General features: G+C 29.7%; 8 protein-coding genes and 2 tRNA genes. 6 read left to right on the top strand and 4 right to left on the bottom strand.

The genetic code is table 4. The features are described 5' to 3' along the window. The first annotated feature begins 169 nt into the window (after positions 1-169). Positions 170-1,432 (top strand): DDE-type integrase/transposase/recombinase, encoded by a 1,263-nt coding sequence (locus MBOVPG45_RS03495; RefSeq protein ID WP_258408980.1) that lies wholly within the window; start codon positions 170-172, stop codon positions 1,430-1,432. A 155-nt stretch (positions 1,433-1,587) separates the two neighbouring features. Here the strand turns inward: MBOVPG45_RS03495 and MBOVPG45_RS03490 are convergent, their stop codons facing one another. Next, positions 1,588-2,604 (bottom strand): IS30 family transposase, encoded by a 1,017-nt coding sequence (locus MBOVPG45_RS03490; protein ID WP_013455927.1) that lies wholly within the window; start codon positions 2,602-2,604, stop codon positions 1,588-1,590. Between the two features lie 304 nt (positions 2,605-2,908). Here MBOVPG45_RS03490 and MBOVPG45_RS03485 point away from each other — a divergent pair, with 304 nt between their 5' ends. The 5 genes from MBOVPG45_RS03485 (at position 2,909) to MBOVPG45_RS03465 (ending at position 10,066) form a co-directional block, all read left to right on the top strand. Beyond that, positions 2,909-3,997 carry a zinc-binding metallopeptidase family protein gene (locus MBOVPG45_RS03485; RefSeq protein WP_013456454.1) on the top strand — a complete coding sequence of 363 codons (1,089 nt, stop codon included), beginning with the start codon at positions 2,909-2,911 and terminating at the stop codon, positions 3,995-3,997. 24 nt (positions 3,998-4,021) lie between these two features. Then, positions 4,022-4,267 (top strand): YneF family protein, encoded by a 246-nt coding sequence (locus MBOVPG45_RS03480; RefSeq protein WP_013456163.1) that lies wholly within the window; start codon positions 4,022-4,024, stop codon positions 4,265-4,267. A 480-nt stretch (positions 4,268-4,747) separates the two neighbouring features. Beyond that, complete coding sequence (locus tag MBOVPG45_RS03475; RefSeq protein WP_013456397.1) at positions 4,748-6,217, top strand: MAG6090-like repeat-containing lipoprotein; 1,470 nt, start codon at positions 4,748-4,750, stop codon at positions 6,215-6,217. 221 nt (positions 6,218-6,438) lie between these two features. Next, positions 6,439-8,223: an ABC transporter ATP-binding protein gene (locus tag MBOVPG45_RS03470; protein WP_013456008.1), complete on the top strand. Its 1,785-nt coding sequence runs from the start codon at positions 6,439-6,441 to the stop codon at positions 8,221-8,223. Between the two features lie 10 nt (positions 8,224-8,233). Further along, positions 8,234-10,066 (top strand): ABC transporter ATP-binding protein, encoded by a 1,833-nt coding sequence (locus MBOVPG45_RS03465; protein ID WP_013456369.1) that lies wholly within the window; start codon positions 8,234-8,236, stop codon positions 10,064-10,066. 89 nt (positions 10,067-10,155) lie between these two features. Here the strand turns inward: MBOVPG45_RS03465 and MBOVPG45_RS03460 are convergent. The 3 genes from MBOVPG45_RS03460 to MBOVPG45_RS03450 all read right to left on the bottom strand — a co-directional run bounded on the left by MBOVPG45_RS03460 (position 10,156) and on the right by MBOVPG45_RS03450 (position 11,889). Beyond that, positions 10,156-10,231, bottom strand: a tRNA-Lys gene (locus MBOVPG45_RS03460). 25 nt (positions 10,232-10,256) lie between these two features. Then, positions 10,257-10,343 (bottom strand) — tRNA-Leu (locus tag MBOVPG45_RS03455). Positions 10,344-10,500: 157 nt separating this feature from the next. Continuing rightward, positions 10,501-11,889, bottom strand: coding sequence for a transposase (locus MBOVPG45_RS03450; RefSeq protein ID WP_013456540.1), 1,389 nt, complete (start codon positions 11,887-11,889; stop codon positions 10,501-10,503). Positions 11,890-12,105: the final 216 nt, after the last annotated feature.

Genomic DNA, 12,105 nt, shown 5'->3' with positions numbered 1-12,105 from the left:
AAGTAAAATATTTCAATTTCATTACATTAAAAGAGCGAAAAAGCTCAGCAAAATCAACTGGAGCTTTTTGTTTTGTTAATGAATAAACAGAATTAAGTGCCGAAAACATACACTAGGACAAAAAAGTAGACATCAGCAAATTTGCTGATGTTTTTTGTTGGAGATAAAAATGGCTAAGCAGTTAAGTGTTAATGAATGGAAATATTTGTTTGAAAAATACGAAAAATATAGATCTGGGGAACTCACTAAAAAATGTTTTTTGAATGAAATGATGAAAATAAAAAATGTAAAACACATTTCTGACGATCAATGAAAGAGATTAGTGAATAAGTATAAAAGATATAATTTAGGTATGAACATAGAATCGATGAGCGGAAGATCGCCTAAAAAAGGTAAAGGTTCCGGCAGACCAAAAAAGACAAAATCAAATGATGAAATATTAGATGAATTTTTAAATGATCTAAATAAAGAAGATTTGATAAAGATAATAAAAATAATTTCTACAGATGACGAAATTAAGAAGATAAAAAAGGACAAATTTAAAGAAACAGTTACCAAAATAAAGAATTCATTTCCCTTTAAGGTATCGAACAAAGTTATTATGTCATTGCTTAAAATTAAAAAATCTACATACTATAAAAAGCTAAAAAAATTGAAAATGATTAAAGAAAAGAATCTTGAATTAGAGAACACTGTAGTTCAAGCTTTTAAAGAAACTGGAGGCATTTTCGGCAGAGAAAGATTGGCTGCTTATATTAGCAAAAATAAACAAATAAAGCTTAATTATAGGACTTTAGGTAGAATAATGAAAAAACTTGTACTAGTTTGTAGAATAAGAAAAGCAAAAAGAACAAAAGAATCTAAGAATGTAGCTGTAACGTTTCAAAATATTGCTTCTCGTGACTATGATGGCATATATAATGATATCTATGCTACTGATGTTACATACATACCTTCGCCAATAGATGTTGATCAAAATTTTGTATATATGTCAGCTGTTATTCATCATAAAACCAAAAAAATTTTAGGTTTTAACCTGTCTTTGTACAATGATAATTCATTGGTTATTGATAATATTAAAAAAGTTAATTTTCCTAAAAATTTTGTTATACATTCTGACCACGGAAGTCAATATTCATCTAAAGAATATCTTCAGTTAATTGAAAGACTTAATGGAAAAGTATCAATGTCAAGAATTGGCAATTCTCTTGACAATAGAGAAATTGAATACTTTTTTTCAGTACTTAAAACTGAAATGTTTGAAAATTTTGAGAAAAGTGTTAAGAAAATGACGCTTAAGGAACTTGAGCGTCCCATAAATGAAAGTTCAAGTGCAACATATGTGCTTGGCTTTTTTATTATAGCATTTTTGCATAATATGTGGCGTATGCCACATCTACCCCTTGTTTGAAATCAAGGGGCAGGGGGTTAAAAAAATCAGATGGAACATCTGCGTAAACCCTAAATAATGTTTTGTTATACCCCCTTATTTGTAATTAAGGGGGTTAGGGGGATAAAATAACTAAATAAAATGCAAAAAATAACCATTCATTTTTTTATGAATGCAGTCAATTAAATTCACATGTTTTAATTTAAAACGACACCATAGTCATTAGCTAACTTAAATAGTTCAATTGGTTTTTGCCAATTCAAAATTTTACGTGGCATTTCATTTATTTGATTTACAACATCATCCAGTTGAACTTGAGAGATAGAATTAAAATCAAAACCTTTATGAAACATTCTTCTAATCATTCCGTTTCAATTTTCGTTTGTTCCCCTTTGAAATGAAGCATACGGTTCAGCTCTAAATATTTTAATATTTAGTCATTTTCCTAATAAACCCATTCTTTCGAATTCTATCCCGTTATCAATTGTTATAGATTTGACAATTAAATTATGATCCTGGATTATTTTTTTAAGCTTTGAAATTACCAAAAAAGCTGATTTTGATTTAATTTTAACTGCAAACCCCATTCTGGTTTGCCTTTCAACAAGTGTTAATACATTATCATATCCATTCGATCTTTTGCCTATAATTAAGTCACTTTCTCAATGACCATATTCTTCTCTTAAATCAATATATTTTGGTCTTGCCCATATTGGATATACATAGTGAGAATCTCCAATTAATCTTGAGACAACTGATGCAGTTCTTTTTCCGCCTTTTTTATAAAAAATTCTCAATCTGTCTCTAGGTTTCAATTTTCATTTTCTTGTCTTAATCCAATTAAATATAGTCCTTATCGACGGAGACGCAATATTTGGAAAAGTTTGCTTAATGTATCGAGCTGTTGCAACAATTCCGTAAAATCTTTTATCGAATTTTTCTAAGAAAAATTTTTCAAATTCAGCATATTCAAAATTACTCGTAAATTTAAACAAGTATTTGTGCGAATGCCTATTTAATGCTTTCTGCTCTGCTATTTTACATTGATATGAACCGCTAAAAGCAGTGTTGCGTTTTAATTCGCGACTTACTGTGGATGGACTTCTGTTTAACTGTCTAGCTATAGATCTAATAGAATACCCAGATTTTATTTGAATTTCAATAAATGCACGTTCATCATATGTTAGATGATTATAATTTTTAGTATAATTCATATGAAAGTTTCCTACTGCCAAGTGTGGAACTTTTTTTGTTTAAAAATTCAAGTGCTCCACAATTAAATTTTACCTTAATTGGTGTTGCACTTGAACTTACAATCAAGCGACGCTTAAGGAACTTGAGCGTCATCTAAATAAATTCATTGATTGATATAATAATGAGCGAATGCTCAAGAAATTTAATTACAAAACTCCACATGAATTGTGAGTGGAGTTTTGTAAAAAATAAAAATTTAAGGTCTACTTTTGTTGTCCTAGTTTAACAAGGCGCTTTTTTTGTTTTTAAATTTATAATTAATATATGAATAAAGGCGAATTTAAAAATAGATTAGTAAAGTATTTAGAGGTTGAAGGAATTTCTAGATATGAATCTAATATTGCTAAAATGATGGAAGCGGAAATAAATAAAAATAACTGTTTTACAGTATCTTATGATAATTTCGGCTCTATTATTTTTCACAAAAAATCAAAGTTTCCAAATGCACCCAAATTTATGGTAGCAGCACATATGGATGAAGTTGGATTCTTAGTTAAAGGCATACATGAAAACGGACAGATAAAACTTAGCTCTGTTGGTGGCTTATGACCTAGTGTTGTTATAAGAACTAAAGCAGTTTTAATTAATTCTAATGGCAAAAGATTTAACGGTGTTTTTGGTCATACATCAATTCATATTATGGAAGCTGAAAAAAGATCCAGAGCATTAACTATGGATGATTTATATGCTGATTTTGGATTCTTTTCAGAGCAAGAAGCTAAGGACAATGGAATTGAAGTAGGCAATGTTGTCTTAATGACTGGTGAAACAGTTTATTTAGATAATCCCGATTTATTAGCAGGCAAAGCAATGGATAACCGTGCTGGTGTATGCATTCTTGAATACATAGCTAAAGAATTAGAGAATGAAGACTTAGGTGTTGATTTATATTTAGTTGGTACTGTACAAGAAGAAGTAGGAACCAGAGGAGCTAAAACTAGTGTTTCATTAATTAATCCTGAATTTGCAATAGCACTAGATACCACTAGCACTCATGATACAATTGGCACAATTCCTGGAACAACTAAGATTGGTAATGGGGCCGCTATAAGAATAAAAGATGGTGGAATGATGGCTAATCCACAATTGGTCGAATTTATGTGTAAAATAGGCAGAGAAAATAACATTAAGCACTATAAATTTATCTCTATGGGTGGCGGCACTGATGCTGCTGAATTACAATATGCCAAAGGTGGCGCCATTACTTTAACAATTTCACTTCCGCAAAGATATTTACACTCACCTATAGGCTTAATATCAATTAATGATTTAATTGAATCAACAAAATTAATTACTGAAACCATAAAAGCCATTAATGCAGATGTTTATGCTACAATATTTAAATATAAATAATTTAATTTTAGGAGATTTTCATAAATGGTTTCAACAGGCGCATGAATTGGTATAGTTATAGGTGTAGCGCTTTTCCTTGGCATAGTAGGCGGTTTTATTGGCTTTTTTGTAGCCAGAAAGATTTTTGAAAAACAAATTCGTGAAAATCCCCCAATAACCAGAAACATGATTAAAGCGATGTTTGCCCAAATGGGAAGAAAAGCATCCGAGTCGCAAATCAATGCTGTTATGCGTTCAATGACTAATGCCAAGAATGCTGAGAAAAAATAACAATTTTAAGTAGGAAAATCCTACTTTTATTTTTACTTTTAGAGTTTAGATGGAAAGTGTTAATAGCTCCATTAAGGTGCAAAATAAAGAAATACAATAAAAACGTTTTAGTACAATGCTATATTTCTAGCAATTCAGAAAGATCTTTTACATAATTCAACACTTGCGTTTTTTATTCTGTATCATTGATTACTTCAAATTTGTAACTTCCTAGGTTTTTTGTAATCTTATTTGCTTGTAAGAAAAGCAAATATAAAATGTCTTGATTTCTCAAAACGAATATTTCATATAGCCTAATAAGATATAGGCGTTAGACTTTAAAAAATAAAATTATGTTTTAGGCCTTATTTTGTTGCATTTATAACTTAAGAATTTATAAAAGAACAAAAAGCCAAAGTAAAATCTTTGAGGGCGAAGGGAATATATTATAATTTTTTTTATTTTATTATTTAGTTTTTTCATAAAAGTGAAGGTTGTGGTATGAAAAAATGACTATTACTAAAAGGTGGGCTTTTAGCTTTTGCTTCGCCTTTAATTTCGTCAGCATGTTTTGTGGCAAATATTGACAAAGGGCAAAAAGAAAATAATGGTGAAATGCTTAGCAGGGGAGAACCAGTTAGACCAGGTCGTCAATGTGGCAAAGTGCTTTCTGATAATCCAACATGTTCAGTCATAAATAAAATAAAGATTGATAACTCAGTTCATAAACAAACTGATAGCTCTAAAGCATTTTCAACTTCTGCAAAAATAACAGGTGAATTGTTCAGTGATGAGTATGCTAATATGGCTAAAAAAGCTGTAGACAGATATAAAAAACATAGTAACAAGCATGTGTATGAATCTGCAAAAATGACTGCAGAATTATTTAGTGATTCATTTGGCAGATCTGTCGAAGAAGTTAAAACAAAAGTTTACAGAGACTCAATTTCTGGATTAGATATTGACTTGCATCCAACAAGTGAAAAACCTGATGAAATGGTTAAAAAAAATTTATCTAAGAGTCTCAAAGATAATAAGGTTGCTAAACTTATGGGTCTAGCTGCAAGGGATGCTGGAAAAATCTTTGATGATACTTATTCTAATTCAATTAAAGCAGCACTTGATAGACAAAGAAAGAAAATAGAGGCAAAGAAAGCAGAAGCTCATAAAAATGAATCTGCTAGAATGACTGAAGAATTATTTAGTGATTCTTTTGGTAGAGCCATAGAAAGTGTAAAAACCAAAATTTATAGAGATTCGGCATCTGGTTTGGATATTAATGTATATCCAACTAAGGATGAAATAGTTAAAAAGACTTTGGATAAGAATAAAAAAGATAACGAAATTGCTAGACTTTCAGGTCTATCAGCTAGAGATACTGGGAAAATATTTGATGATACTTACACAGATGAAATAAAACGCGCTAAGGAACATGAACAATGACTTAAGCAATTTAAAGAACCAGTTGTCTTTGATTCAAGAAGCTGAGACTGGTTTGTAAAGGATCCAGAGTTGGACAAATACTGATTGCCAAAAGTAAGAACATATCTAAAGCGTAAAGTGTTGTTACAGTTAAACAAAGATATTGATAAAAAGATGGCAGAAGAAATTATCAGAGGGCTTAACAATATAATAAATAATAATTCTGGTATTTTGGAAATCAAGAACGGTAATGTTTGATCAGTGGATAAAAAATGATATTCTCTTTGGGGCGGTACTCAATACATTATTCCAGGCTTAACACTCAATCATTCTATAAGCAATGTCTTAAGAAGATATATCACAACTGGAGGAGATAAAGACAATAACCATCCTACTATCGGGGGATTTGGCGTTGGCCAAAATGGATTATTTGTAATGAGACTTGGTGATGGAGTATTTGCAATACAGGCTAGAATAGCACTTAAAGATGGAACATACTCTAACACTATTTACAATCAAATTATTGATTTATCAAAATATCTAAAATAACTTTTTGACTTTGAATACAAAAACAAAAATACTTGCATTTAAACATCAGGTATTTTTTGTTTAAAATGTTTTAGTCATGAGTGCATATCAATCGCTTGTAGTTTTTAAATTCCAAGGAAAAAAATCAGGAATATTTTTTTGATAATTATAGGGTGCTAAATTTGCTTATTGTTATAATTAAAAATAATGCTTTAATTAAGGTTTATAAAGGGGGTGTAAATATGCTAAAAATGGTTAAGATATTGCCTTCTAGAATAAAATGAGTTTTTATAATTGGCTCATTCTTAACATTAATTTATGTTTTGCTTAATGTTATGCTTCCGCTTTTAATTAAAAAGTATATTGACTTAATACTTACTGAAGATAGAATAGCGCCTTACCATATGGATTTTTTAAATGGCAGAATTGATTTTGGCTTTATAACCTATAATCAAGCTTTTAAGTGACTAACTATTATAGTTTTACTGCAAACAATATCCACAGCTTCTTTGGCATTTTTATCTACATTGGTAATTGTTTTAGCCGCTGAAAGAAGTAGTTATTTTTACCGTAATACACTTTATAAAAAAATTCAAAGCTATTCACTTAAGAATATTGCAGATTTAAAAGCTGAATCAATAATTACTAGGCTTTCAAACGATATAGCCATTTTTTGAGAATTTTTAGTTAATGGAACATCTGTAATGATTAAAGGTATATTCTTGATTATTGGTGGTTTAACTGTAGCGGCTTTAGTTGACTGACAAATGTCATTAAGTATTATTGCTATTATTCCAATTGTTATAGTTATGGGCTCAATAATAAGTGTAAAGACAGGGCCATTATTGAAAAAGACCCAAAAGGCAGTTGATGCTGTTACAAAAGTTGTTGATGAAAACATTTCAGGTATTAGAGTTATTAAAACATTTAATTTAGAAACTAAAAGACTTAATGTTTTAAAAGAAATTAATAATGCTTGATATGATAGCCAGTACAAATCAACAATGATTTTCTCAACTGCATATCCTGTATTTCAAATGTTACTTAACTGGTTAATGATCGGCATTTACTCTGTCGTTGGTTATTATGCAACAATAAGTAAAATAAACAAAGATATTATTACAAACATTAATTTATTTATTGACTTGTTATGACAAGTAGCTGCGGGGATATTATTAATGCTTTTATTCCTTAGTTCACTTTTTAGAGCAAAAGTAGCAGCTGCTAGAATTATTGAAGCTTATGACTATGAAACTGATAATTTATATGTTTCTAAAGGCGAAATTATAGATTCATATGACATAGAAATTAAGAATTTGTCATTTAAGTATTATGATGCATCGCCAAACTTTGCAATTGCTAATGTTGATATTACTCTACCATATAAAAAGAGTCTGGGAATTATCGGACCAATGGGCAGCGGTAAGAGCACCATTGTTAATCTTTTGGTTAATAATTACAAGTATAACGAAGGTTCAATCAAAATTGGCAACAAGGAAGTAAGTCAAGTAAATTCTAAGAATTTACATGATACTGTCGGAATTGTTCATCAAGAATCTTTGCTTTATACTGGAACTATTAGAAGCAATATGCTTTGAGCAAAAGAAGATGCAAGCGATGATGAAATAATGCAAGCACTTAAAGACGCATGTGCTGATGAATTTGTAAGTAAATTTGAAGATGGCTTAGATCATCCCGTTTATCAAGGTGGAAAGAATCTATCTGGAGGCCAAAAGCAAAGGCTTTCTATTGCTAGATCATTATTACGTAAGCCAAAGATATTAATTTTAGATGATTCAACTAGTGCATTAGATAACATTACTGCTTCAAAAGTTATTGATAATATCAAAGATAAGTATGAATGCAGCACTATTATTATTAGTCAAAAAATCAGCAATATCAAAAATGCAGATGAAATTATTGTAATGTCAACTAATGGTTTTATCATAAGCCGTGGTACGCATAATCAATTAGCACAATCATGTGAGTTTTATAAACAAATATATGAAACTCAATTAGAACAATAAGGAGGCAATTATGACTAAAGTTAAAAAGCATAAAAATGATAAAGTCACAACAGTCTCTACTATTGGGTTACTTAAAGCTTCATTAAAATTTATGTCTGCTAATGAAAAAAAGTCATTGATTTATGGATTAGTTCTTTCCTTTTTTGAAGCTTTGCTTTACACATTTGGCACAGCAATGACTGGGTTTATAATCAGTTGATTTTTTACAAAAGACATAATTGCTAATAAAGCAACATTCAATGCTCCGATGTTTATTGTTGCAATGATTGGACTTGCATTATCTTTTGGGCTTTATTTAGTAACTAGAATGATTCAAAATAAATTACTATTATCTGCAAGTTTTAGAACTACTGCTAAAATGCGGGAAGTAGCTTCTAAGAAATTGCTCTATATGCCTATTTCATACCATGATAAGAATAAAGTAGGAGACCAAATTTCTACATTAACAAATGACATAAATAATATAGCCCTAACTATGACACAGTTATTTAATGAAACATCAGGTAAGATTTTTAAGGTCATTTTTTCTGTGATATTTATGTTATGTTACTCACTAACTTTATCAGCAATAGTATTACCCGTAACATTCTTATTTTGTGCTCTTAGCTGGTTATTGCTATCAAAGGCAAGAGTACCTTACATTAAAATGACTGACTATTTTGGAGATATGAATGCTTATGTTGAAGAAATGCTAAAAAACACAAAAGTTACTCAATCATTTGACAGAGAAGAAGAATCATTTAACAAGTTTGAAATAATTGCAAGAAATGTTAAAAAACAATCATTTATAGGTGATGTTTATTCGAAATTCTTTGATCCTTGATTTGTTGTTTTTTCTAACTTTTTAGTGTTAATTATTCTTGCCATTTCATTATTATTTAAAATTAATAACATAAATTTTGTTGGTGTTGTCGGCCAGGATGTAACTGCTTTAATAATAGGTTATATTAATTTAATTTTTACTTTTACTAGCACTGTTCAAATCTTTTTTAATATAGTGTTTTCAACGCAGATTGGGGTGGCATCAACTAATAGAATATTTAAATTAGTAGGCTTGGAATTGCCTGCTGAGATTGAAAATCCTGTGTATTTAAGAGCTTCTACAATGCGTGGGCATGTGGAGTTTGATAATGTTTCGTTTAGATATGATAAGAGTTCTAGTAAATATCAACTCAAAAATGCTTCGTTTTATGCTGAACCAGGCCAAGTTATAGCAATAGTTGGGCCTACTGGTGCAGGAAAAACCACAATTATTAATTTACTCAGCAAGTTTTATGACTATGAAGCAGGTTCAATTAAAATTGATGGCTTAGAATTAAAACAAATTCCTAAAGATAATTTATTAGAACTAATGACAGTTGTCTTGCAAGATTCATTTATGTTTAATGACACTATAATGAATAATTTAAAAGTTGCTAATCCAAATGCTACAGATCAAGAAGTAATTGAAGCAGCTAATATAACTAGTGCTCATCACTTTATACAAAGTTATAAAAATGGCTATCAAACAGTTATAGAGAACAATGGAGCAAACTTATCACAAGGTGAAAGACAGCTTCTTTCAATAACAAGAGCAATTCTTGGTGATAAAAAAATATTAGTATTAGATGAAGCGACATCAAATGTCGATTCGAACACTGAAAAAATTGTTCAAGATGCATTACAAAATTCAATAATGAAAAACAAAACATCATTTGTTATAGCTCATAGATTAAGCACAATTAAAGATGCAGACTTAATATTGGTTGTTAATGATGGTCAAATCATTGAAAAAGGAAATCATAAGGAATTAATGGCTGCCAAGGGCTTTTATTATGGTTTGCATCAGTCGCAATTCAATTAATAAGCTTTTTATAGCTTATTTTTTTATTATGTGAATAAAAAAATAAAAAAACAAGCGGATACGCCTGTTTTATAGACACTTTCGTGAAATGGTACGCCCGAGAGGACTCGAACCTCTGACCCAATGGTTAAAAGCCATTTGCTCTACCGCCTGAGCTACGGGCGCATTTATGCCCTATGAAGCGGACATATGGTACCCAGAACTGGACTTGAACCAGCACGAACTAACGTTCGAGGGATTTTAAGTCCCTTGCGTCTACCTATTCCGCCACCTGGGCATCTTTTAAAATGCATTAACATTATATAGTATAAATAAAAATACAGAAACAATTTTCTTATAAGTTTTGCTTACTATAAATTAGCCAAATAAGACATATTACTCAATAATGTTTTTTAACACAATAATGTACATTTAAATAAAAGTTTCCCGAAAAATTAACTATATAAGATTTTTTCAATAAGTTCCATACTCTTTTTAGGTAGCTCAGTTTCATACCAAATGTCATTTTTATATGGCATTTGTATTTTTTTATATTGCTTAAATATTTTCATTACATCGTGATAAGTTTTAGTCTCTAAAATTCTTGAGTCAGCAAATTTATTCTTTATTCTGTTTCCGATTATAAGGGTAAGCATATTCAAAAACTCATCACCATAAACACTGTAATCATCATGCTGTCTAACAGTTTCTAACTCTAATGTATTTTTATAAAAATCGTTAACAAGTTCTATTTCTCATCGTTGCTTGTATAAGTTTAATGCATCTTCACAGGTGATATCTTGATCTGATACATATACAATTGTTCCGAATTTGTGCTTAATTTTTTCATATCTTTCAATTGAAAATTTTTTACTAGACATAAAGTCTTGTTCTTCCTTTGATGCACGTTTCAAGTTCCTGAAAGCATAGTAATAAAGTCCATTGTGAAATATCTTTTTGCATCAGGTTGGTTCATCTTTGCTGTTTATTTTATCTTTCATATTGTATGCATCAATTTCTTCTAAAAGTTTTAGTGATCTTTTGAGCGGATGTATAAAGCCAACATTGGACATTAGTGCACTGCTATTTATGTCTTTATCACCTATAATTATTCCTTTATTTATTCCTGTTTTCTCCAAAAAGTCAGGAAAACTAGTGACATCCACACAATTTCCTGAGTATGGAAGTGAACAAATTACATCTCTAGTCGTCACATTAAAAGCAATCAAAATAGAGATGTTTTTACTATTTTTTAACTTTGATTTGCATGAAAAATCATTTAATGAATTTGCCTTACTATTATCGTTTTTTAACATTCCATCAATTGCAATTTTGTTGCTCTTATCAATTTTGTTAACCCTGTTTTGAATAAATTTAAGCACCTTAGAATAGTCTTTTCCAATTCATTTTATTAATGATGAAACATTATTTTTTCCAAGTTTGAGTTCAGGGTATTCAACTGATATAAATGATTCATTAAACACTTCATCCAATTTGTTATTTGTCATTCTTGGATTTATAGAACGAAGTAAAGCAATAGCATATATGTGTTTTGCCATATCCTGCGGATATACATTGCTTAAATCAGTCAATAGATCCTTAGAAACTGATTTTGCTATTTCATAGTCGCCAAAATTTTTCATTAAAACAGTTATTTTCAATTTTTCTTTTGGTACAAATTTCCCATCAATTATATGTCCTATAACTTTACCTTCAACTGGTTGGTTATTTCCATTTTTTCTAATGCATCCAACTCTTTCAATAACTGCTCACATTGAACCTGATTTTTTGACAACTGTATTTTTAGGTCTTTCTATTGCTCTAATTTCTGCTGGTACTGCCATATATATTAACTCCTTTATATAGTTAATTATATAGTTATTTTTTAAAAAATAAGCAAATTTTAAACATGTTTTTACTGATTTTTTCAATAGTAAGATAAAAAAACAAGAGCTTTTGTTTTTAAAACTCTTGTTTTAGTTTCTGAAAATAACAATCTATAATGCAAAGCGCTTATTTTTGCATTTTTATATAGTAATTTTTCAGGAAACTTTTATTTA

Source organism: Mycoplasmopsis bovis PG45, from assembly GCF_000183385.1.
GTDB lineage: Bacteria > Bacillota_I > Bacilli_A > Mycoplasmatales > Metamycoplasmataceae > Mycoplasmopsis > Mycoplasmopsis bovis.
The sequence above is the reverse complement of the archived record's forward strand: the minus strand, read 5'-3'. Positions and strand labels throughout refer to the sequence as shown.